Source organism: Rhizobacter sp. P5_C2, from assembly GCF_054049715.1.
In genome coordinates, this window is the sequence record NZ_JBFULV010000018.1 from 16332 (window position 1) to 38463 (window position 22132).

At 69.7% G+C, this 22132-nt stretch carries 23 protein-coding genes; 10 read left to right on the forward strand and 13 right to left on the reverse strand.

The features are described 5' to 3' along the window. Positions 1-32: 32 nt before the first annotated feature. On the forward strand, positions 33-1439 hold the full coding sequence (locus tag ACXJLU_RS08850; protein ID WP_457330050.1) for an MATE family efflux transporter: 1407 nt from the start codon (positions 33-35) through the stop codon (positions 1437-1439). A 3-nt stretch (positions 1440-1442) separates the two neighbouring features. On the opposite strand, the gene ACXJLU_RS08855 is transcribed toward ACXJLU_RS08850, so the two are convergent. The 6 genes from ACXJLU_RS08855 to ACXJLU_RS08880 all read right to left on the reverse strand — a co-directional run bounded on the left by ACXJLU_RS08855 (position 1443) and on the right by ACXJLU_RS08880 (position 8237). Continuing rightward, positions 1443-2348, reverse strand: a complete 906-nt coding sequence (locus ACXJLU_RS08855; RefSeq protein ID WP_457330051.1) for an AraC family transcriptional regulator — start codon at positions 2346-2348, stop codon at positions 1443-1445. A gap of 30 nt (positions 2349-2378) precedes the next feature. Continuing rightward, complete coding sequence (gene rodA / locus ACXJLU_RS08860) at positions 2379-3533, reverse strand: rod shape-determining protein RodA (protein WP_457330052.1); 1155 nt, start codon at positions 3531-3533, stop codon at positions 2379-2381. Continuing rightward, a complete protein-coding gene (gene mrdA / locus ACXJLU_RS08865) occupies positions 3530-5659 on the reverse strand; it encodes a penicillin-binding protein 2 (RefSeq protein ID WP_457330053.1) in 2130 nt (709 codons plus the stop codon). Before mrdA ends, rodA begins: the two co-directional genes overlap by 4 nt. A gap of 15 nt (positions 5660-5674) precedes the next feature. Continuing rightward, the gene (gene mreD / locus ACXJLU_RS08870; RefSeq protein WP_073465818.1) at positions 5675-6193 is read right to left on the reverse strand and encodes a rod shape-determining protein MreD; all 519 of its coding nucleotides are present in this window, start codon (positions 6191-6193) and stop codon (positions 5675-5677) included. Continuing rightward, positions 6190-7119, reverse strand: a complete 930-nt coding sequence (gene mreC, locus ACXJLU_RS08875; protein WP_457330054.1) for a rod shape-determining protein MreC — start codon at positions 7117-7119, stop codon at positions 6190-6192. Before mreC ends, mreD begins: the two co-directional genes overlap by 4 nt. 74 nt (positions 7120-7193) lie before the next feature. Beyond that, positions 7194-8237, reverse strand: a complete 1044-nt coding sequence (locus ACXJLU_RS08880; RefSeq protein WP_073465816.1) for a rod shape-determining protein — start codon at positions 8235-8237, stop codon at positions 7194-7196. Between the two features lie 225 nt (positions 8238-8462). On the opposite strand from ACXJLU_RS08880, the gene gatC reads away from it, so the two are divergent. From gatC to gatB, 3 genes are read left to right on the forward strand one after another with little or no spacing between them, the layout of a single operon-like run. Beyond that, on the forward strand, positions 8463-8765 hold the full coding sequence (gene gatC, locus ACXJLU_RS08885; protein ID WP_073465815.1) for an Asp-tRNA(Asn)/Glu-tRNA(Gln) amidotransferase subunit GatC: 303 nt from the start codon (positions 8463-8465) through the stop codon (positions 8763-8765). Further along, positions 8762-10246: an Asp-tRNA(Asn)/Glu-tRNA(Gln) amidotransferase subunit GatA gene (gene gatA / locus ACXJLU_RS08890; protein WP_457330055.1), complete on the forward strand. Its 1485-nt coding sequence runs from the start codon at positions 8762-8764 to the stop codon at positions 10244-10246. Before gatC ends, gatA begins: the two co-directional genes overlap by 4 nt. Before the next feature lie 2 nt (positions 10247-10248). Next, positions 10249-11697: an Asp-tRNA(Asn)/Glu-tRNA(Gln) amidotransferase subunit GatB gene (gatB, locus tag ACXJLU_RS08895; RefSeq protein ID WP_457330056.1), complete on the forward strand. Its 1449-nt coding sequence runs from the start codon at positions 10249-10251 to the stop codon at positions 11695-11697. Positions 11698-11704: 7 nt separating this feature from the next. Here the strand turns inward: gatB and ACXJLU_RS08900 are convergent, their stop codons facing one another. Both ACXJLU_RS08900 and pyrE read right to left on the reverse strand, forming a co-directional pair. Further along, entirely contained in the window at positions 11705-12370 is a 666-nt protein-coding gene (locus ACXJLU_RS08900; protein WP_457330109.1) for a DUF4124 domain-containing protein, read from the reverse strand. A gap of 51 nt (positions 12371-12421) precedes the next feature. Next, on the reverse strand, positions 12422-13093 hold the full coding sequence (gene pyrE, locus ACXJLU_RS08905) for an orotate phosphoribosyltransferase (RefSeq protein WP_457330057.1): 672 nt from the start codon (positions 13091-13093) through the stop codon (positions 12422-12424). A 12-nt stretch (positions 13094-13105) separates the two neighbouring features. Between pyrE and ACXJLU_RS08910 the strand changes: the two genes are divergently transcribed. The 6 genes from ACXJLU_RS08910 (at position 13106) to ACXJLU_RS08935 (ending at position 17495) form a co-directional block, all read left to right on the forward strand. After that, complete coding sequence (locus tag ACXJLU_RS08910; protein WP_457330058.1) at positions 13106-13891, forward strand: exodeoxyribonuclease III; 786 nt, start codon at positions 13106-13108, stop codon at positions 13889-13891. Between the two features lie 93 nt (positions 13892-13984). After that, positions 13985-14212: a DUF6364 family protein gene (locus ACXJLU_RS08915; RefSeq protein WP_457330059.1), complete on the forward strand. Its 228-nt coding sequence runs from the start codon at positions 13985-13987 to the stop codon at positions 14210-14212. A gap of 274 nt (positions 14213-14486) precedes the next feature. Further along, on the forward strand, positions 14487-15149 hold the full coding sequence (locus tag ACXJLU_RS08920; protein WP_457330060.1) for a hypothetical protein: 663 nt from the start codon (positions 14487-14489) through the stop codon (positions 15147-15149). A gap of 35 nt (positions 15150-15184) precedes the next feature. Beyond that, on the forward strand, positions 15185-15871 hold the full coding sequence (locus tag ACXJLU_RS08925) for an alpha/beta hydrolase (RefSeq protein ID WP_457330061.1): 687 nt from the start codon (positions 15185-15187) through the stop codon (positions 15869-15871). A 108-nt stretch (positions 15872-15979) separates the two neighbouring features. Beyond that, positions 15980-16708 (forward strand): helix-turn-helix transcriptional regulator, encoded by a 729-nt coding sequence (locus ACXJLU_RS08930; RefSeq protein ID WP_457330062.1) that lies wholly within the window; start codon positions 15980-15982, stop codon positions 16706-16708. Positions 16709-16880: 172 nt separating this feature from the next. Next, complete coding sequence (locus tag ACXJLU_RS08935) at positions 16881-17495, forward strand: Crp/Fnr family transcriptional regulator (protein WP_235581127.1); 615 nt, start codon at positions 16881-16883, stop codon at positions 17493-17495. Positions 17496-17498: 3 nt separating this feature from the next. On the opposite strand, the gene ACXJLU_RS08940 is transcribed toward ACXJLU_RS08935, so the two are convergent. Genes ACXJLU_RS08940 through ACXJLU_RS08960 form a run of 5 tightly spaced genes read right to left on the reverse strand, consistent with a single transcriptional unit; the run spans position 17499 to position 22112 of the window. After that, positions 17499-18389: a M48 family metallopeptidase gene (locus tag ACXJLU_RS08940; RefSeq protein ID WP_457330063.1), complete on the reverse strand. Its 891-nt coding sequence runs from the start codon at positions 18387-18389 to the stop codon at positions 17499-17501. Positions 18390-18429: 40 nt separating this feature from the next. Further along, complete coding sequence (locus tag ACXJLU_RS08945) at positions 18430-20031, reverse strand: AmpG family muropeptide MFS transporter (RefSeq protein ID WP_457330064.1); 1602 nt, start codon at positions 20029-20031, stop codon at positions 18430-18432. 44 nt (positions 20032-20075) lie between these two features. Beyond that, on the reverse strand, positions 20076-20939 hold the full coding sequence (locus ACXJLU_RS08950; RefSeq protein ID WP_457330065.1) for an anti-sigma factor family protein: 864 nt from the start codon (positions 20937-20939) through the stop codon (positions 20076-20078). A gap of 14 nt (positions 20940-20953) precedes the next feature. Beyond that, positions 20954-21487: a sigma-70 family RNA polymerase sigma factor gene (locus ACXJLU_RS08955; protein WP_457330066.1), complete on the reverse strand. Its 534-nt coding sequence runs from the start codon at positions 21485-21487 to the stop codon at positions 20954-20956. 37 nt (positions 21488-21524) lie between these two features. After that, the gene (locus ACXJLU_RS08960) at positions 21525-22112 is read right to left on the reverse strand and encodes a DinB family protein (RefSeq protein ID WP_457330067.1); all 588 of its coding nucleotides are present in this window, start codon (positions 22110-22112) and stop codon (positions 21525-21527) included. Positions 22113-22132 lie beyond the last annotated feature (20 nt).

Here is a 22132-nt window from a genome sequence, read left to right on the forward strand (position 1 = left end):
GCCATGATGGCGGTTTCGCGAATCCTGTCCTCATGCCGGCCCCCATCCGCTCCATCCCCACCGCCCCCGCCGCGCCCCGCCCGAGCCTGATCGCGCTCACCTGGCCGCTGCTGGCCGAGCTGGTGCTCGGGCTGCTGGTCGGGCTGACGGGGTTGTGGCTCGCGTCGCGGCAATCGGACACCGCGTCCGGCGCGTTCGCGCTCGCGAACAACGTGCAGGCCTCGTTCTTCCTGCTGTTCCGCATCATCAGCATGGGCGTCAGCGTGGTGATCACGCAGAACCTGGGCGCCGGCAACCGCAAGGGCGCCGACGAGACCGCGCGCGCCGCGCTCGGCGCGAGCACCTGGCTGGGCCTGGGCGCCGGGCTGGTGGTCGCGGCCTGCGCGAACCCGCTGCTCTCGGTGCTGAACGCGCCGGCCGACGTGCTGCCGATCGCCGGGCCCTACCTGCGGGTGCTGGCCGTCGCGCTCGCGCTCGACGCGTTCAACGCCAGCATGTCGTCGGTGATGCGTGCCCACCTGCATGCGCGCGACACGCTGATGAACATGCTGGCGATGCACAGCCTGCACCTGCTGATCTGCACGCCGCTGATGACCGGCTTCGGTCCGGTGCCGGGGCTGGGTCTTCCGGGCTTCGCGCTCGCGATGGCGCTGAGCCGCGCCTTCGGCGTCGGCTTCCACCTGTGGCTGTGGCAGCGCCGGCTCGACCTGGTGCCGAGCGCGCGCGACTGGTGGGTGATGCGCTGGCGCCGGCTCGGGCCGGTGCTGCACATCGGGCTGCCGGGCGCGGCCGAGAACGTGGCCTACCGGCTCGCGCTGCTGGTGACGATCGCGCTGGTGGCGCGCATGGGCGCGGCCGAGCTCGCGGTGCACAGCTACACGATGCAGATCATGTATTTCATCCTGGTGTTCGGTCTCGCGATCGGCTTCGCCAGCGAGATCCTGGTCGGCCACCTGATCGGTGCCGGCCAGCTGCATGCGGCGCACCGGCTGGTGCGCAAGAGCCTGCGCTGGGGGCTGGTGGTGTCGACCAGCCTCGCGCTGGTCGGTGCGCTGACGGCGCGCTGGACGATGCAGCTCTTCACGCACGACCCGCACATCATCCAGGCCGCGACCACGCTGCTGTGGATCACGGTGCTGCTGGAGCCGGGCCGCACCTTCAACCTGGTCGTGATCAACGCGCTGCGCGCGACCGGCGACGCGAAGTTCCCGGTGATGGCCGGTGCCGCGTCGATGGTGTTCGTGATGGCCGGCGGCGCGTGGCTGCTGGGCGTGTACTTCGGGCTCGGGCTGGTCGGCGTGTGGATCGCGTATGCGGCCGACGAATGGCTGCGCGGGCTGACGATGGCGGCGCGCTGGTACCGGCAGGGCTGGGTGCCGTCGGCGCGGGCGACGCACCGGCGCGTGGTGCGCCAGCGGCACGGATTGGCCCCCGCGTAGCCGTCAGCGCTGGACCGGCATGCAGAGTTCGCAGATCACCCGGTCTTCGGGCGGCAGGGGCTGCCCCACCGGGTAGGTCTCGAAGAATGGCACGTCCCCGACCAGCAGCCCCGAGGTCGGGAGCCAGTCGTTGAGCAACTGCCGCCACGCGTGCTGCATCGAGGGGCCCGTCCCCTCGTAGGCCAGGCAGGCGTGCAGGCCGCCGGCCACGCGCTTGCGCGACATCCGCCCGCTGACCGGTTCGTGCCAATTCGGCGGCAGCACCACGCAGGCGTCGAAGCGGCAGCGCGACACCGGCGCGATGTCCGGATCGTCCAGCCCCATGCCCAGCCGCATCTGCCCGGCCAGCCCCAGCGCCTCGATGTGCGGCATGAACGCGGCCCAGGCCTGCGAGACCATCGTGTCGTAGCGGCCCTGCACCCGCCAGTACAGCACCTCGCACTCGGGCAGCTGCTTGAGCACCACCGGGTAGCGCTGGCTCACCGGCTGCCGGGTGCGCACCATGCGTTGCCGGCGCTCCCACAGCAGCTGCCCGCCGCGCCGCCAGGCGGTCGGCGTCATGCCGAAGTGCTGCTTGAACGCCCGCGAGAACGCCTCGCCCGATTCGAAGCCGACCGCGAACGCGATGGTCGTGATGCTGTCGCGCGGCGCATGCCGCAGGCGCCCGCCGGCGGCCTCGAGCCGGCGCCGGCGCACGAAGTCGAGCAGGGTCTCGCCGGTCCAGGCGCGGAACACCCGGTGGAAATGGAAGGGCGAGAACGCCGCCACCTCGGCCAGCGCTTCCAGCCGCAGGTCGTCGGCGAGGTGCGCGTCGATGTGGTCGAGCACGCGGTTCATGCGCCGCAGGTGTGCCTCGGGCGCCTCGGGCGCGTCGGGCCCATGGGGAGGAGGCGTGCGTCGCGTGGTCAACGTGCTTGCCGCCGCAGTTCGTCGAGCGCCTCAGCGCTGCATCAGCCGCCGGCTCTTCGAGATCGACATCAGGATGCCGAGCCCGAGCCCGAGCGTCAGCATCGCGGTGCCGCCGTAGCTGATGAAGGGCAGCGGCACGCCCACCACCGGCAGGATGCCGCTGACCATGCCCATGTTGACGAAGGCGTAGGTGAACCAGCTCAGCGTCACCGCCCCGGCCAGCAGCCGGGTGAACACCGTCGGCGCATCGGCCGCGATGACCAGCCCGCGGAAGATCAGGAACGTGAAGCCGAGAATCAGCGACACGCAGCCGACCAGCCCGAACTCCTCGGAGAAGGCCGCGAAGATGAAGTCGGTGGTGCGCTCGGGGATGAACTCCAGGTGGGTCTGCGTGCCCTTCATGAAGCCCTTGCCCTCGATGCCGCCGGAGCCGATCGCGATCATCCCCTGGATGATGTGGAAGCCCTTGCCGAGCGGGTCGGTGGTCGGGTCGAGCAGCGTGCAGACGCGGTTCTTCTGGTAGTCGCGCATCATCGGCCACACCACGTCGGGCTGGCAGATGCGATCCTCCGACACCACCACCGCGGTGATCGCCGCGCCGCCGATCACCAGCACCGGCACGATCAGCTTCCACGACAGCCCGGCGAAGAAGATCACGTACAGCCCCGCCGACAGCACCAGGATCGCGGTGCCCAGGTCGGGCTGCTTGACGATCATGCCGACCGGCACCGCCAGCAGCCCGAGCGCGACGATGAAGTCGAGCACGCGCAGCTGGCCCTCGCGGCGCTGGAACCACCAAGCCAGCATCAGCGGCATCGCGATCTTCATGATCTCGCTCGGCTGGATCACGATGCCCACGTTGAGCCAGCGCGTCGCACCCTTCTTGGTGACGCCGATCACCGCGGTGGCGATCAGCAGCGCGACGCCCACGGTGTACAGCGGCACCGCCAGCCGCATCAGCCGCTGCGGCGGCACCTGCGCGACGATGAACAGGATGATCAGCGCGAGCACCATGTTGCGGCCGTGGTCGACGAAGCGCGAGCCGTTGTCGAAGCCGGCCGAGTACATCGTCACCAACCCGGCCGCGCCGAGCAGCAGCACGCCGATCACCAGCGGCGCGTCGAAGCCGGTGAAGACCGGCTTCAGCCGCTGCCAGACCGAGGGCTTCTCGAAGACGATGCTCATGGGGCGCGGCGGGCCGGCCTGGAGGCCGCCGAGGCCGTGGGGGAGGGCGCCGATGTGGCTGATGCGGCTGCCGCTGCCGACGCCGCCGGCGGCGTGATCAGCAGCGACGGTGCCGAAGCGGCCACCGGCACCACCAGCGGCGGCGGTATATCGGTGGGCGCCGCCGCGACGTTGTTGATCGACACGCCCTGCAGCGGCACGCTCGCGACCGGCCGCGGCTTGCCGATCGGCGCATAGGTCTGGCCGCCGCGCGTCGCGAGGATGTCTTCCTCGCTCGGGTACTGGCCTTCGAGCACGAAGTCGAACACCCGGCGCGCGATCGGGGCCGCCGCGCCGGCGCCGAAGCCGGCGTTCTCGACCACCAGCGCCAGCGCGATGTGCGGCTCCTCGAGCGGCGCGAACGCGGTGAACAGCGCATGGTCGCGGTGCCGCTCGTCGATCTTGCTGGCGTCGTACTTCTCGTTCTGCTTGATCTGGATCACCTGGGCCGTGCCGGTCTTGCCGCCGGAGCGGTACAGCGAGCCCTGGAACGCGCGCGCCGCCGTGCCCTCCTGCGTAACGCCGTACAGCGCCTGGTGGATCACCGCGACGTGGTCGGGGCTCCAGGCAAGCGGCTCCAGCCGGTCGCCCGACAGCGTCTGCTGGCTGCGCGTCTCGACGTTCTCGATCGCGCGCACCAGGTGCGGCTTGAAGCGCTTGCCGCCGGCCGCGAGCGTCGCCTCGGCTTGCGCGAGTTGCAGCATCGTGAAGGTGTTGTAGCCCTGGCCGATGCCCAGCGAGATGGTCTCGCCGGGGTACCACTTCTGCATTTCCTTGCGCTTGTAGTTGTTGCGCTTCCACTCGGTGGACGGCAGCGTGCCGCGCAGCTCGCCCTGCATGTCGATGCCGGTCATCTGGCCGAGCCCGAGCGGCGCCATGAAATCGTGGATCGCATCGACGCCCAGGTCGTTGGCGAGGATGTAGTAGTAGGTGTCGCACGACTGCACGATCGAGCGGTACATGTCGACGACGCCATGCCCGCCTTCCTTGTCGTCGCGGAACTTGTGGTTGCCGAACCAGAAGAAGCCGGGGTCGCTGATCGACTGCTGCGGCGTGCGCTTGCCCAGTGTCAGCGCGGCCAGCGCCATCAGCGGCTTGTAGGTGGAGCCGGGCGGGTAGGCGCCGCGCAGTGCGCGGTTCAGCAGCGGCTTGTCCTCGGACTCGTTCAGCGCCTTCCAGTTCTCGGCGTCGATGCCGTCGACGAACAGGTTGGGGTCGAAGTTGGGCTTGCTGACGAAGGCCAGCACCTCGCCGTTGCGCGGGTCGATCGCCACCAGCGCGCCGCGCCGGTCGCCGAACAGCTGCTCGACCAGCGCCTGCAGCCGGATGTCGATCGACAGCACCAGCGTGTTGCCGGGCGTCGCCGGGTTGCTCTTGAGCTGCCGCACCGCGCGCCCGCCGGCGCTGGTCTCGACCTCTTCGAAGCCGGTCGCGCCGTGCAGTTGCTCCTCGTAGGCCTGCTCGATGCCGAGCTTGCCGATGTACTCGGTGCCGCGGTAGTTCGATTCGTCTTCCGACTCCTCGATCTTCTCTTTCTCGGACTGGTTGATGCGGCCGATGTAGCCGATCAGGTGGCTGCCGACCTCGCCCAGCGGGTAGTTGCGGAACAGCCGGGCCTTGATGTCGACGCCGGGGAAACGGAAGCGCTGCGCGGTGAAGCGGGCGACCTCTTCATCGGTCAGCTTGGTGCGGATCGGCAGCGATTCGAAGCTGCTCTTGGTTTCTTCCATCAGGCGCTTGAAGCGCTTGCGGTCGCGCGGCTGCACCTCGACCACCTGCGACAGCTGGTCGATCACGGCGTCGAGGTCGTCGACCTTGGTCGGGGTGATCTCGAGCGTGTAGGCCGAGTAGTTGTTGGCCAGCACGACGCCGTTGCGGTCGACGATCAGCCCGCGGTTGGGCACGATCGGCACCACGGCGATGCGGTTGTTCTCGGCCTGGGTCGCGAGCTCGTCGTGGCGCATCACCTGCAGCACGACGAGGCGGAACACCAGCAGGCCGAACGCGAACAGCACGAACAGCGCGGCCGCGAGCAGCCGGGTGCGAAACCGCCCCAGCTCCTGCTCGACGTTTTTCAGTTCTGTCATGTCGCGACCGCTGCGTCAGAGGGGTCGGTTCTGATCGGGGTCAGGCGGCCGACGCTGCGGCGCGAGCAGCACCCACGATGCCACCGGCCACAGCAGGCTTTCGAACACCGGCGCGAGCATCAGTTCCCAGCCCGGCAGCATGCCGCCCACCAACATTCGCACGATCAGCGACACCGCGTGCGCCGCGACAAACAGCGGCAGGATCTGCAGCGCCTGCTGCGGCAGCCCGAACCACAGCAGGCGCCGGTGGATCGTGATCGCGAAGAAGCTCAGCAGCGTGTAGGCCAGCGCATGCTGGCCCAGCACCGCGCTGTCGTGCACGTCCATCAGCAGCCCGAACATGAACGCGATGCCGACGCCGATGCGCCGCGGCTGGTGCACGTTCCAGAACGCGAGCGCGAGCGCGAGCAGGTCGGGAATGGCCGGGATGCGGCCGAACGGCACCAGGTTGAACAGGAAGGCCAGCAGCAGCGAACTCCAGATGAACCACGGGTTCACCGGCAGCAGCAGCTGGTCGGAGCCACGCGGCATCATTTGCGGTTCCCCCTGCGTCCACCGGAACCGGGCTTGGCGTTCGGATCGACCGCCGGCTCGGGCTTGGGCTGCATCTGCACGCCCAGCGGCTCCAGCACCAGCACGTGGCGCACCGCGTCGGGCTGCGCGATCGGCGCGAGCGCGATGCGGGCGAAGCCGGTGTCGACGCGCCGGTCGACGCTGACCACCTTCGCGACCGGGATGCCCGACGGGTAGACGCCGTCGACGCCCGAGGTCGCGAGCACGTCGCCGACCTGCACGTCGGCATTGCCGGCCATGAAGCGCAGCTCCAGCCCGGCGCCGGCCGAGTTGCCGAACGCAGCGCTGCGCACCTGGGTGCGCAGGTTGAGCACCGGGATCGCGGCGTCCTTGTCGGTCAGCAGCGTGACCTCGGCGCTGTACGGGAAGGCCCGTGTCACCTGGCCGAGCACGCCGGCCTCGTTGATGACCGGCGACGCGACGGCGATGCCCTGCTGCGTGCCGCGGTCGATGATGACCTTGCGCGAGTACGGGTCGGGCGCGTCGTACAGCACCTCGGCCGTCTGCGAGCGCACCGACAGGCCCGGGCGCAGCTCGAGCAGCGCGCGCAGCCGCAGGTTCTCCTGCTCCAGCAGCTCGACGCGGGCCGAGCGCGCCGCCTGCTCGGCCAGCTCGCGCCGGGCGCGGGCCTCGGCCGACAGCGCGCCCTGCAGCCCCATCGCGTAATCGCCGGCGGCGCTCACCACGTCGACCGGCGCCCGCAGCGCCCGCTCAACCGGGTTCAGCGCGGTCGCCAGCACCGCGCGCACCGGCTGCGTCAGCCTGAAGCGGGTGTCGGCCACCATCAGGAACAGCGCGAGCGCCGAGAAGAACATCAGCCGCGTGAGCGCCGACGGCCCCTGCCGGAAGAAGGGTGGTGGGGTTCGGTCGAGGGTGCCGAGCGGCATGTCTGTGGAGCGAACTTTGAAGTCAAAAGGCCGGCCGCGTCAGCGACGCGCCGGCCGTGTGAGAAAGATCACGTTCACTCGGAGGTGAAGATCGAGCCCAGCCGTTCCATGCGCTCCAGCGCCATCCCGCAGCCGCGCACGACGCAGGTCAGCGGGTCTTCGGCGACCAGCACCGGCAGGCCGGTTTCTTCGGCGAGCAGGCGGTCGAGGTCGCGCAGCAGCGCGCCGCCGCCGGTCAGCATCATGCCGCGCTCGGCGATGTCGGCGCCCAGCTCGGGCGGCGTTTGTTCGAGCGCGTTCTTGACGCTGGAGACGATCTGGTTGAGCGGGTCGGTCAGCGCCTCGAGGATCTCGTTGCTGCTGATCGTGAAGCTGCGCGGCACGCCTTCGGAGAGGTTGCGGCCCTTGACTTCCATCTCCTTGACCTCGGAGCCGGGGAAGGCCGAGCCGATGTTCTTCTTGATGGATTCGGCGGTGGGCTCGCCGATCAGCATGCCGTAGTTGCGTCGGATGTAGTTGATGATGGCTTCGTCGAACTTGTCGCCGCCGACCCGCACGCTGCCCTTGTAGACCATGCCGCCCAGCGAGATCACGCCGACCTCGGTGGTGCCGCCGCCGATGTCGACCACCATCGAGCCGCTGGCCTCGCTGACCGGCAGGCCGGCGCCGATCGCCGCGGCCATCGGCTCCTCGATCAGGTAGACCTCGCTCGCGCCGGCGCCGAGCGCCGATTCGCGGATGGCCCGGCGCTCGACCTGCGTGGAGCCGCAGGGCACGCAGATGATGATGCGCGGGCTCGGCCTGAGCATGCGCGAGTCGTGGACCATGCGGATGAACTGCTTGAGCATCTGCTCGGTCACGGTGAAGTCGGCGATCACGCCGTCTTTCATCGGCCGGATGGCTTCGATGTTGCCGGGCACCTTGCCAAGCATGGCCTTGGCCTCGGTGCCGACCGCCTGGATGGTCTTCTTGCCGTTGGGACCGCCCTCATGGCGGATCGCGACGACCGAAGGCTCGTCCAGCACGATGCCCTTGCCACGCACGTAGATCAGCGTGTTGGCGGTGCCGAGGTCGATGGCCAGGTCGGTGGAGAAGTAGCGGCGCAGGGATGCAAACATGTGCGGGAGAGTTCTTGTTGGCGTCGATCGGCCCGGGGGGAGCGGACGGATGGGACGAATCGACGCAATCGCGAATGGGGAGCCGGGCAGGGTCCGCGAGCCGCTCGAAAGTCCTGCAAACCCTTGAATTTGCACGCCGAAAGAGGCTTGTGGATAACCGGGGATAATACCCCAACCCCCCTGATTTTCAGCCCCGTCGGCACCCTCATCTCCCCTCAAATTCCAATGGCACTGGACTCCCAAGACGTGAGCCGCATCGCGAACCTCGCGCGCCTCGAACTGAAGCCCGCCGAAGAGGCGGCGATGCTGCAGCAACTCAACGGATTCTTCTCGATCGTCGAGCAGATGAGCGCAGTCGACACCAGCGGCGTCGAACCGCTGTACACGCCGCTGTCGGCGGTGCAGGAGGTGGCGCTGCGGCTGCGCGACGACGTCGTCACCGAAACCGACCACCGCGAGGCCAACCAGCGCAGCGCCCCCGCCGTCGAGGACGGCCTGTTCCTGGTGCCGAAGGTGATCGAAGCATGAAGGACCTGCATCAACTGGGCGCGGCCGAGCTGTCGCGCGCACTCGACGCGCGGCAGGTGTCCAGCGTCGAGGCGACGACACATCTGCTTGCACGCGTTGCCGCGCACGCGCACCTGGGCGCCTTCCTGTGCGTCGACGCCGAGGGCGCGCTGCGCCAGGCGGCGCAGGCCGATGCGCGCCGCGCCACCGGCGAGACCGGCGCACTGCTGGGCGTGCCGCTCGCGCACAAGGACATCTTCGTCACCGAGGCGCTGCCGACCACCGCCGGCTCGAAGATGCTGGCCGGCTACCGCAGCCCGTTCGACGCCACCGTGGTCACCCGGCTGGCCGCGGCCGGCACCGTGACGCTGGGCAAGCTGAACTGCGACGAGTTCGCGATGGGCTCGAGCAACGAGAACTCGGCCTTCGGCCCGGTGAAGAATCCGTGGAATGCGGCGCGCGTGCCGGGCGGCTCGTCGGGCGGCTCGGCCGCCGCGGTGGCGGCCCGCCTCGTGCCGGTGGCCACCGGCACCGACACCGGCGGCTCGATCCGGCAACCCGCCAGCTTCACCGGCATCACCGGCATCAAGCCGACCTACGGCGTGTGCTCGCGCTACGGGATGATCGCGTTCGCGTCCAGCCTGGACCAGGCCGGCCCGTTCGGCCGCAGCGCCGAAGATTGCGCGCTGATGCTGTCGGCGATGAGCGGCTTCGACGAGCGCGACGCCACCAGCGCGCAGCGCCCGCCGCAGGACTACGCCGCGGCGCTCACCGCGGCGCGCGCCGGCGCCAGCGCCGCGCAACCGCTGAAGGGCCTGCGCATCGGCCTGCCGACCGAGTTCTTCCCCGCAGCGCTCGCCGCCGACGTCGACGGCGCGGTGCGTGCCGCGCTGGCCGAGCTGCAGAAGCTGGGTGCAACGCTGGTCGACGTGAGCCTGCCGCGCACCGAGCTGTCGATTCCGGTGTACTACATCATCGCGCCGGCCGAGGCCAGCTCGAACCTGAGCCGCTTCGACGGCGTGCGCTTCGGGCACCGGGCCGACAAGTACACCGACCTGCTCGACATGTACAAGAAGAGCCGCGCCGAGGCCTTCGGCGCCGAGGTCAAGCGCCGCATCATGATCGGCACCTACGTGCTGAGCCACGGCTACTACGACGCCTACTACCTGCAGGCGCAGAAGCTGCGGCGCATGATCGCCGACGACTTCCAGCACTGCTTCACGCAGTGCGACGTGATCGCCGGCCCGGTGGCGCCGACGGTGGCCTGGAAGCTGGGCGACAAGAGCGACGACCCGGTCGCGAACTACCTGGCCGACATCTTCACGCTGCCGGCCAGCCTGGCCGGCCTGCCGGGCATGAGCCTGCCGGCCGGCACCGGCGAAGGCGGCATGCCGGTCGGCCTGCAGCTGATCGGCAACTACTTCCAGGAGGGCACGCTGTTGCACGCGGCCCATGCCTTCCAGCAGGCGACCGACTGGCACGCCCGCGCCCCCGCGATCTGACCATGCCAAGCACCCCCAAACTGATCCGCGGCTACGAGGTCGTCATCGGCCTCGAGACGCACGCCCAGCTGTCCACGCGCAGCAAGATCTTCAGCGGCTCCAGCACGCAGTTCGGCGCCGCGCCGAACACGCAGGCCTCGCCGGTCGACCTGGCGCTGCCCGGCACGCTGCCGGTGATGAACCGCGGCGCGGTCGAGCGCGCGATCCGCTTCGGGCTCGCGGTCGGCGCGACGGTGGCGCCGCTGTCGATCTTCGCGCGCAAGAACTACTTCTACCCCGACCTGCCGAAGGGCTACCAGATCAGCCAGTACGAGACGCCGGTGGTGCAGGGCGGCTCGGTGGAGTTCTTCGTCGGCGACGCGAAGCACAAGGTGCAGCTGACGCGCGCGCACCTGGAAGAAGACGCCGGCAAGTCGCTGCACGAGGACTATGCCGGCCAGACCGGCATCGACCTGAACCGCGCCGGCACGCCGCTGCTGGAGATCGTCACCGAGCCCGACATGCGCGCGAGCACCGAGGCGGTGGAGTACGCGAAGGCGCTGCATTCGCTGGTGGTGTGGCTCGAGATCTGCGACGGCAACATGCAGGAAGGCAGCTTCCGCTGCGATGCCAACGTGTCGGTGCGCCGGCCGGGTGCCGAGTACGGCACGCGCCGCGAGATCAAGAACCTGAACAGCTTCAAGTACCTGCAGCAGGCGATCGACTTCGAGATCCAGTGGCAGATCGACCTGATCGAGGACGGCGGCAAGGTCAAGCAGGCCACGGTGCTGTTCAACCCCGACACCGGCGAGACGCGCGAGATGCGCAGCAAGGAAGACGCGCACGACTACCGCTACTTCCCCGACCCGGACCTGCCGCCGCTGGTGATCGCGCCCGAATGGATCGAGCAGGTGCGCGCCGCGATGCCGGAGCTGCCGCGCCTGATGGCCGAGCGCTTCCAGAAGGACTATGGGCTGCCGGCCTACGACGCGTCGATGATGACGCAGGGCAAGGCCTTCGGCGCGTTCTTCGAGGAGACCGCGAAGGCCTGCGGCCAGCCGAAGCTGGCGGCGAACTGGCTGATGGGCGAGGTGTCGCGGCGGCTGAATGCCGAAGAGAAGGGCATCGCGGACAGCCCGGTGAGTGCCGCGACGCTGGCCGCGCTGATCGGGCGCATTGCCGACGGCACGGTCTCGAACAACGGCGCCCGCCAGGTGTTCGATCAGCTGTGGTCCGAAGGCGGCCAGATCGACGCGATCATCGAGGCCAAGGGCCTGAAGCAGATGAGCGACAGCAGCGAGCTGGAGCGCATCCTCGACGAGGTGCTGGCAGCGAACGCCAAGTCGGTCGAGGAATTCCGCGCCGGCAAGGACAAGGCGTTCAACGCGCTGGTCGGCCAGGCGATGAAGGCCACCAAGGGCAAGGCGAACCCGTCGCAGGTGAACGAGCTTCTGAAGAAAAAACTCAGCTAACGAGCTTTTACTTCCCCGCCGCCTTGCGCTGGGGAGGTGCCGAGGCCGCCGGCAGCGCCCCCATCGACCCGGGCGACGCGCCGGCCCACAGCTTCTTCAGCCGTTCGAGTTCGACGTCGTACAGGTTGTTGATGCGCACGATCTCGTCTTCCTGGTTCTGCACCAGCGATTTCTGCGCGGCCACCGCGGCGTCGTTCGCGTCGAGCTGCTGGCGCAGTTTCGCCGGCAGCTTGCGGCCCTTGTAGAACTCCTGCTCGTCGATCAGCGGCTTGCGCTCGCGCTCGAGTTCGGCCAGACGCCCCTGCGAGAACGCGACGCCCTTGCGGACGTCGTCGAGCGCGGCCTCGCGCGCCTTCATGTGGGCGGCATCGTTGGGAAAGCGGTTCACCAGGTTGCGGTCGCGGCGCATCGCATCCTGTTGCGCGACGCGGTCGGCGGCGGCCTGCCGCTCCTTCGCGTCGGCCTCGGCGCGCTCATCGGGCGTCATCGTCGGCGGCACGATCTGGCGCACCGAACCGTCGGTGTTGAGCATGCGCTGCTCGCGCGTCGCGCATTCGACGATCGGGCGGTCGGAGGTCAGGCGCCGGCCGCTGCCGTCGACGCAGCTGTAGATGGCAGCGTGGGCCGACGAGGCGGCCACGAATCCCGCCAGCACCGCGAGGCAGCGCCACATTCCCACCGATCGATTCACCACGGATCGATTCACCACAAGCAGGCTCGTCATTTACACCCCGTAACGGTCCCGGTAGGCGGCCACGCGCGCCAGGTGGCTGCGCAGGGCCGGATCGTCATTCGTCTGCAGATACTGCAGCAAGTCAGCCAGCGTCGCAATGGCAAGCACCGGCATGCCATACGCCGCTTCGAACTCCTCAACGGAGGAACGGGCGCTCAGGTTGTCATCGGAACCCTTGCGTTCCATGCGGTCCATCGCGATCAGCACCGAAACCGGTTCCGCCCCGGCGGCGCGGATCATCTCGACCGATTCGCGCTTGGAGGCGCCGTCGGTGATCACGTCGTCGATGATGACGACGCGCCCCTTCAGCGGCGCGCCGACCATCAGGCCGCCTTCGCCATGGTCCTTGGCTTCCTTGCGGTTGTGGCAGAAGGGCACGTTGCGGCCCAGGCCCGCCAGCGTCACCGCGGTGGCCGATGCGAGCGTGATGCCCTTGTAGGCCGGGCCGAACAGCATGTCGAACCCGATGCCCGAGGCGAGCAGGCGGCGCGCATAGAATTCCGCGAGACGGCCCAGCTTGGCGCCGTCGTCGAACAGGCCGGAATTGAAGAAATAGGGCGACAGCCGCCCGGCCTTGGTCTTGAACTCCCCGAACCGCAACACGCCGGCTTCCACCGAGAAGCTGACGAAGTCTTTGGCCAAGGTGTCAGCGGTGGGGCTCATCGGAGGTCTTTCGTGTTCCGTCTGGTGTCTTTGAATCTGAACGGCATCCGCTCGGCTGCCACGAAGGGCCTTCTGCCGTGGGCGGAAAGCATTGGCGCCGATTGTATGGGGGTGCAGGAGGTGAAGGCCCAGGCCGCCGACATCGCCGGCCGCTTCGAGCGCCTGCACGACATGCACGGCCATTTCCACTTCGCCGAGAAGAAGGGCTACTCGGGCGTCGGCGTGTACAGCCGCAAGACGCCGAGCGACGTGGTGATCGGCTTCGGCTCGCCCGAATTCGACGCCGAGGGCCGCTACGTCGAGCTGCGCTTCGACACCCCGCAGCGCAAGCTCAGCATCATCAGCTGCTACTTCCCGAGCGGCTCCAGCGGCGAGGAGCGGCAGCTCGCGAAGTTCCGCTTCCTCGCGCTGATGACGCCCTACCTGCAGCAGCTGAAGGCCGAGCGCGAGTTCATCCTGGTGGGCGACGTGAACATCGCGCACAAGGAGATCGACCTGAAGAACTGGCGCAGCAACCAGAAGAACAGCGGCTTCCTGCCGGAAGAGCGGGCCTGGATGACGCACACGCTGGACGAGCTGGGCCTGGTCGACGTGTTCCGCACGCTGAACCCGAAACCCGAGCAATACACCTGGTGGAGCAATCGCGGCCAGGCCTGGGCGAAGAACGTCGGCTGGCGGCTCGACTACCACCTGGCCACGCCGGCACTGGCCGCCAAGGCGCTGCGTGAGCACATCTACCTCGAGCAGCGCTTCTCGGACCACGCGCCGCTGGTCATCGACTACGACTTCACGCTCTGAGCATCGTCCACCCAGGGGCTTCAAATTCCCTTGTGCAGCAGCATGCGGCACAGTGACTGCAACACCTAATATGTGCGGGCATAAGGGGAAGTCATGAACATCACCTTTTCCGTGGACGAGCGCATCGCGGAGCAGGCTCGTGCTGCCGCCGCCACGATGGGCAAAAGTCTGAACCAAGCCGTTCGAGACTACCTGGAGCAGTTGGCGGGAAGCCAGCAGCTGGCGAACGAGTTGCAGGCCTTCGAGCAATCCGCTCGGGCCACACCGGGAAGGCTGGGGGGCGGGCACTTCGATCGCGAAGAGGCCAATCGCCGAGCGTAGCCTGCTGGACACGAGCGTCATGCAGGCTGCCATCGTTGGCGGACGTGAGAGGGTGTTGAGCGAAGACATGCAACACGGCGCAGTGCTTGGAGAAGTGCGCATCGAAAACCTCTTCGTCACGGACTTCACGCTCTGAGCCGGCGCCCGAAGCGCCGAACAACGCCGCCCGGCCCACGTTGTTCGGCCCTTGTCCCGGCCCCTCCTCACTGAAGAATGAGCACTCACCCGCACCCGCGGGTCCGCTTTCATTCAGATGCAGTACGAGGAGCTTCCCATGATCAAGACGCTGGCCGCATCGGCCGCCCTGGCGCTGGCCGCCACCGCCCACGCCGGCGAGGTCTACACCGGCATCGGCACGCACGGCGTGATGCTCGGCTACGCGCAACCGGTCGCGCCGTCGGTGACGCTGCGCGGCGACGTCGCCTCGCTCGGCTCGCACAGCACGACGAAGACCGAAAACAGCATCCACTACGACGCCGACCTGAAGCTCAGCCGCGGCGGCGTGTTCGCCGACTGGTTCTTCACCGGCGGCTGGCGCCTGACCGGCGGCGTGACCTTCAACGCGATCAAGCTCGACCTGGCCGGCCGCCCGACCAACAACCAGATCACGATCGGCAACACCACCTACGCGACGCAGGACGGCGACCGCTTCGACGCGCACGTGAAGTTCCCGAAGACGACGCCGTTCCTCGGCTTCGGCTACGGCCACCAGGCCGGCACCGAGGGCGCCTGGGGCTTCCACTTCGACCTCGGCGCGAGCATCGGCCGCGCGAAGGTCGAGTCGGCCGCGAGCGGACCCACCTTCGACAGCATGGACGCGACCCAGCGCGCCCAGTTGAACGCCGATGTCGACAAGGAAACGCAGGAGCTGCGCGACGGCGTCGGCAAGATCCGCGCGATCCCGCAGCTGAGCCTGGGCGTGAACTACCGGTTCTGACCCGGGTCCGGGCCGTGTCGGGCTAGCATCGCGGCATGCAGCTCCTCGACACCATCGAAACCGAGACCGGCGCGAATCCGACGGCCACCATCATCTTCCTGCACGGGCTGGGCGACAGCGGGAACGGCTTCGCGCCGTTCGCGCAGGAGCTCGACCTCGCCGCCGCCGGCCCGCTGCGCTTCATCTTTCCGCACGCCCCGACGCGGCCGGTCACGGTCAACGGCGGCTACGTGATGCGCGCCTGGTACGACATCCTCGGTGCCGACCTGGTGCGGCGCGAGGACGAGGCCGGCCTGCGCGAATCGCAGGCGCTGGTGCAGGCGCTGATCGCCCGCGAGCACGAACGCGGCATCCCCGCGTCGCGCATCGTGCTCGGCGGCTTCTCGCAGGGCTGCGCGATGACGCTGCTGACGGGGCTGCGCCACCCCGAGCGGCTGGCCGGCTTGGTCGGCCTGTCGGGCTACCTGCCGCTGGCAGCGCAGACCACGGCCGAGCGCCACGGCGCGAACCACGGCGTGCCAATCTTCCTGGCGCATGGCCGCCAGGACCCGGTGATCCCGATCGCCCGTGCGCTCGCGTCGCGCGACGCGCTGCTGGCGTTCGAGCACCCGGTCGAGTGGCACGAGTACCCGATGCCGCATTCGGTGTGCGGCCCCGAGATCGCCGACCTGACACGCTGGCTGACCACGCTGCTCGGCCCGGCCACCGGCCGAGGTGAATAAATCACAAACGGCCCCGGTGGTTTTCACCACCTGCCGGCATCCGACGCCCCTACGCTGTAACAAGGTGCACAGCGGTGCTGCTGCGCCTGCCATCAGAAGGACAGCGCCATGTTGGATGAACTGCTCTCACCCCCGGACACCCGCCCGACCGCCCACCTGAACCTGCGGCCCGCCCCCGCCGCGATCCACCCCGCCGTTGAAACCATCCAGCCGCCGTACCCCGGACCGGAGCGCCGCCACGGCCCCTCCGCGATGGCCCGCTGGCTGACGATGATGCTCGACGAGATGGACCACGGCCTGCTGCTGGTCGACGCGAGCTGCGGCCTGCGCCATGCCAACCAGCTCGGCTGGCAATCGCTGCAGGCCGGCGACGGCCTGCGTGTCGTCAAGGGCCAGGTGCTGCCGCGCCATGCGGAAGAACTGTCGGGCTTCCTCGGTGCGCTGCTCGGTGCCTGCGGCGGCCGGCGCCGCATGCTGAACCTGAGCCGCGACGACGGCGCGATGCCGGTCGCCTTCGTGCCGATGTCGTCGCCCGACGACGACGGCCTCGCGATGCTGGTGCTCGGCAAGCGCCACCGCTGCGAATCGCTGACGCTCGATTTCTTTGCCCGCACCCACAGCCTGACGGCCGCCGAGACCAAGGTGCTGCGCGCGCTGTGCGACGGCCAGCGCCCGAAGGAAGTGGCACGCACCTTCAGCGTCGCCGTCTCGACGGTGCGCTCGCAGATCAGCAGCATCCGCATCAAGACGCAGACCGCCAGCATCGGCGACCTGCTGAACCGCGTGGCGGTGCTACCGCCGATCACGCCGGCGATGAAGACGGCGCTGTCGCACTGAGGTGTCGACGCGCACCGGCCGGCGCTGACTTCCGTCACGCGGGCCGTCGTCCACCGTCACGGACGCGCCAGGGCGGCGTGCTAGATTCGATGGGTTCCCGGGCCACCGCCCGGGCTTTCCCATTCGCCGCCGCTTCTTCATGGACGCCGCCACCGGCCCAGCATCCGCTCCCGTGCTGTCCGAATCCCTGGGCCTGCTCTCGGCCCGGGGCGAACAACGCCGCTACCGCAAGGGCGTGCTGCTGATCCAGGAAGGCGATCACGGCGACACCTTGTTCATCCTGCTGTCCGGCCGCGTGAAGGCGTTCTCGATGGACGACCGCGACCGCGAGATCGTCTACGGCGTCTACGGCCCGGGCGAATACCTCGGCGAGATGTCGCTCGATGGCGGCCCGCGCTCGGCGTCGATCATCACGCTCGAACCCACGGTGTGCTCGGTCGTCACGCGGCACACGCTGCGCCAGCACATCGCCGAGCGGCCGGAGTTCGCGTTCGAGCTGATCTCGCGCGTGATCCACCGGGCACGGCTGGCGACGCACAGCGCGCGCAGTCTGGCGCTGCTCGACGTCTACGGCCGCGTCGCGCAGCTGCTGACCGACCTCGCGGTGACCGAACCCGACGGCACGCGGGTGATCCGCGAACGGCTGACGCACCAGGAGATCGCGAGCCGCGTCGGCTGCTCGCGCGAGATGGTCAGCCGCTTGCTGAAGGACCTGGATGCGGGTGGGCACATCGCCGTCAGCCGCACGCAGATCGTGCTGAAGCGGCCGCTGCCGGCACGCTGGTGAACCTCAGGGCTTCTTGACCGGCGGCTCGAAGCGCTGCGGCGGCTTGGCCGCCTTCGCATACAGCCCCTCCACCCGCGGCAGGTTCGCCTCGATGTCGCGGATGCGCGTCGGCCCGGACGGGTGGGTCGACAGGAACTGCGGCGGCGCGCCCTTGCTGGCCTGCGCCATCTTGTTCCACAAGCTGACACCGGCCCGCGGGTCGTAGCCGGCGCGCGCCGCCAGCTCCATCCCGACGAGGTCGGCCTCGGATTCGTCCTCCCGGCCGAACTTCAGCGTCAGCAGCTGCCCACCCATGTCGGCCACCGAGCGCCCGATGCTGCCCAGCCCGAGGATCGCAGCACCGAGCCCGATCGCGCCCTGCGTGGCCATGTTCTTGCCCATGCGCTCGCGCGCATGCTCGCGCAGCGCATGCGCGACCTCATGGCCCATCACCATCGCGACCTCGTCGTCGGTCAGCTGCAGCTGCTCGAGGATGCCGGTGTAGAACGCGATCTTGCCGCCGGGCATGCAGAAGGCATTGATCTGCTTCGAGCCGATCAGGTTGACCTCCCACTTCCAGCGGCTCGCCCGCTCGTTCCACTCGGAACTGAACGGGATGATGCGCTGCGAGATCGCGCGCAGCCGCACCACCTGCGGGTGGCTGTCGGGGCCGAGCGCGCGCTGCTGCGCGGCCTGCTGCTTCATCTGCGCGTACTGCTGCGCGGCGGCCTGCTCGATCTGGTCGGCCGACACCAGCTTCGTGAAGCGCGATTCGCTGCCCACGTCGACGCCGTCGCGCGCCCAGGCCGGCACGGCCAGCGACGCGCCGGCGGCCGCGAGCGTCGCGGCGAAACGGCGCCGCGCGTGGAAGGCGCAGCCGCAGGTGAACGAGGGGAGGTCGGCGTCGTGGTTCATGGCGGGTTCAGACCGGAGATGGGGGCGTGGGTTCCAAAGCTCAATCATCGGTGACCAGCGTTGTCGGATCGACCTCGAGCGCCTGCACCGGCGCGCGCAGCCACACGAGCATCAACAACGCCGGCAAGGCCAGCACCGTCGACAGCAGGAAGAAGCTCGGCCAGCCGATGGTCTCGGCAGTGACGCCGGCCACCGGCCCGACCCAGACGCGGCCGACCGACGCGAACGCGCTCAGCAGCGCGTACTGCGTCGCGGTGAAGCGCTGGTTGCACAGGCTCATCAGGAACGCGACGAACGCGGTCGTGCCCATGCCGCCGGTGATGTTCTCGAGCGCGATGACCATCAGCAGCCCGCCGTCGACCGGCGTCGCCTGCTTCAGCCAGACCACCGTCCAGTCGAAGGCCGGGATCGTGACGCCCGGCAGCAGACCGTGGCCATGCCCGGCCAGCCACCAGAAGCCGAGGTTGCTGAGCATCTGCAGCACGCCGAACAGCAGCAGCGCGCGCCACAGGCCGAGCCGGAACATCAGCGCGCCGCCGAGCAGCGCGCCGCCGATCGTCAGCCACAGGCCGATCAGCTTGTTCGCGACGCCGACCTCGGCCGGGCCGAACTGCATCGCCTTCAGCAGGAACGGCGTCATCAGCGAGCCGGCGAACGCATCGCCCAGCTTGTAGAGCACGATGAATGCGAGGAAGGCGCCGGCGCCCGGCTGCGCGAAGTAGCTGCGCAGCCCGCCGAGCAGCGTCTCGAAGCGCGCCGCCCGCGCCGCCCAGGCGGCCAGCGGCAGCGTGAACGCGATGCCCAGCAGCAGCGCCAGCAGCTCGGTCCAGCGCTGCTGCAGCGCGGCCGGCAGGCTGCTGCCGGCCCACCACGGCGCCAGCACGGCCGTGGCGATCGGCGGCCCGAAGCGCTCGCTCAGCACGAACCCCACCGCGACCGCGCCCAGCACCGCGACGAAGCCGAGCACGTCCTGGCGCGCGACCGACGACGGCCGCAGCGCCAGCGGCAGCCGCGGCAACGCGACCGCCGACAGCACCGCCGCGCCGACCATCAGCCCGGCCATCACGCGGTAGACGTCGGGCCAGGACCAGCCGCCGCCCTGCGTCGGATCGACCCAGATCAGCGCGACGCCGCCCGACAGGATCATCGCGAGCCGGTAGCCCAGCACGTACAGCGACGAGCCGAGCCCGCGCTCGCGCGCCGGCAGCAGGTCGGTGCGGTAGGCGTCGACGACCACGTCCTGCGACGCCGAGACGAAAGCGACCAGCACCGCCAGCAGCGCGAAGCTGCGCGTCGCGGTGCCGGGCGAGGTGGTGGCCATCAGCATCAAGGCGCCGGCCAGCGCAAGCTGCGTCAGCACCAGCCAGCCGCGGCGCCGGCCGAGCCAGGGCAGCTCGAAGCGGTCCATCAGCGGCGCCCACAGGAACTTGAAGGTGTAGGGCAGGCCGACCAGGCTCAGGAAGCCGATGGTCGCCATGTCGATGCCCTCGACGCTGAGCCAGGCCTGCATCGCCTGGCCGGTCAGCGCGAGCGGCAGCCCGGACGCGAAGCCGAGCACGCAGACGACCAGCAGCCGGAATGCGACGGCGGCCCGGGAGGAGGACAGTGCGGGCACGGGCTGCACGGGAGCGGAATCGGACATCGCCCGATTCTAGGGAAGCAAGAGGCGCTGTCCCGCGCCCCGGTTCACTTCGGCGCGGATGCGGCCGGAACCGGCTGCTGCCGGTAGATCGCCTCGGCCAGCGCCAGCAGTTGCTCGCGCGGCAGGCTGCCGGCCAGCGCGTAGCCGGTGCCGGCCTCGACCCAGTAGAAGAGGTTCACGTCGCCGTCGCGTTCGAAGCGGAACGCGGCCGGCGCGGCTTCATTGGGCTTGCGCAGGTAGACGGTCACGCGGGCCGTGCCGCCGGTGGCCTGGTACATCAGCTGCGCGCCAGGGCCGGCGCCGGCCCCGTCAGGCAGCAATCGCCCGCCGACCAGCTCGTAGCCCTGCTCGCGCAGGTCGAACAGCTTGACCGGCACGTTCAGGCGCCGCGTCAGCCAGCGCGACAGGTGCTCTTCCTGGGCGCGGCTCTCCTCGGCCGTCTTGCCGGCGACCGCCACCTCGACCGGGTGGCGCTGCTCGGGCACGTAGACGCTGTGCGCGAGCGCCGCCCGCTGCACCCAGCTGCCAGCCGACGCCTGGGCCACGAGCGCGCGGGCCGGCTGCGCCCGCCACACGGCACCGGCACCGATCAAGCCGCCGAGCGCGAAGATCGCCAGCGCGGCCGCCCACTGGCCGCGGCCTTGCCACCACGGCGTCGCCGCCTCCGGCGCGTGCTGCCAGACGAGCTGCTGCAGCCGATCCGGCACCGGTTCGCTCGCCGCGGAGACCAGGCGGGCGCGCAACGCATCGCGGTCGGCGGCCCACAGCCGCACGCGCGCCGCCTCTTCGGGGTTGGCCTGCAGCCAGGCGTCGACCTCGGCACGGCGCCCGGGCGGGAGTTCGTCGTCGAGCCACGCGCTCAGCGTGTCGTCGCGTTCGTCGGGGGAGGAGAAGAGGGGGGCGGCCATCATCGACATCCGGTTCAGACCACGCGCCGCAAGGGCTGCACCGCCGGCGTCGGCGCGCGGCCGTCAAGCAGCGCACGCAGCGCGACGCGCCCGCGCGAGATGCGCGACATCACGGTGCCGATCGGGATGCGCAGCACCTCGGCGCATTCGGCGTAAGACAGTTCCTCGACCGACACCAGCAGCAGCGGCTCGCGCTGCTCGACCGGCAGGCGCCGCAGCGCGGCGACCAGGTCCATGCGCAGGCCGACATCGGCGCCAGGGTCGCTGCCGCGCAGGTCCTGCTCGGCCTGCAGCTCGTGCGGGTCGACGATGGCCAAGCGGCCGCTGCGGCGCAGCGTGTCCATGTGGGCGTTGTGCGCGATGCTGATCACCCACACCAGGAGGTCGCGCTGCTGGTCGAACTGGTGCCAGTGCGACAGCGCGCGCTCCAGTGCGGTCTGCACCAGGTCGTCGGCTGCGGCGGCATCGATCACCAGCGAGCGCGCATAGCGCCGCAGCCGCGGGATCGCGCCGAGCAGCTGCTGGCGGAAGCTGGTGGGGATGCTCACCTGATGTCTACGCGGGGCAGAGCGCGGCTATTCCCGCTCATCCATTCCAGATCGCGGCTTCCGTCACGCCCAGCGCCCGAAAATCATCCTCGCGCCGCTCCAGGTCGTTGACGCAGAAGAACTCGTCGAGCTGCGGCGGCGCCACCGAGGTGCCCGACAGCATCGAATGCGCCTGGCCGCGGTGGTGCACCTGGTGCTGGTAGAGGTGGGCCAGCAGGCGGTGCAGCGGCTCGCGGTCGATGCGCTGCGTGCGCGGCACCGCGATCACGCGCTCCAGCAACGCGGTGTCGGCGAGCAGCGCGTGGGCGACGGCGAGCAGGCGCTGGTCCATGCGCTGCTGGGCCGCGGTCAGTTCGGCGCAGGTCGCGCACGGTTCCTCGGGGTCGAAGAACGAGCGCGGATCGGGGTGCGGCGCATCACCGCGCAGGCTGCGCTCGATCGCGTCGAGGTAGTAGTCGTCGACCGTCACATTGTGGTTCAGCGTCGCGCGGATCGACGGGAAGAAGCCGGTGCGCGGCGCGCTGAACTCCTCCTGCGTCAGCCGCCCGCAGGCCTGCAGCAGGCGGTGGTTGGCCCAGGCATTGTTGTGGGCGCTGGCGTACAGGTGGCGGGCGAACGAGGTCATGGCGGCGGGGGCAGGCAGCG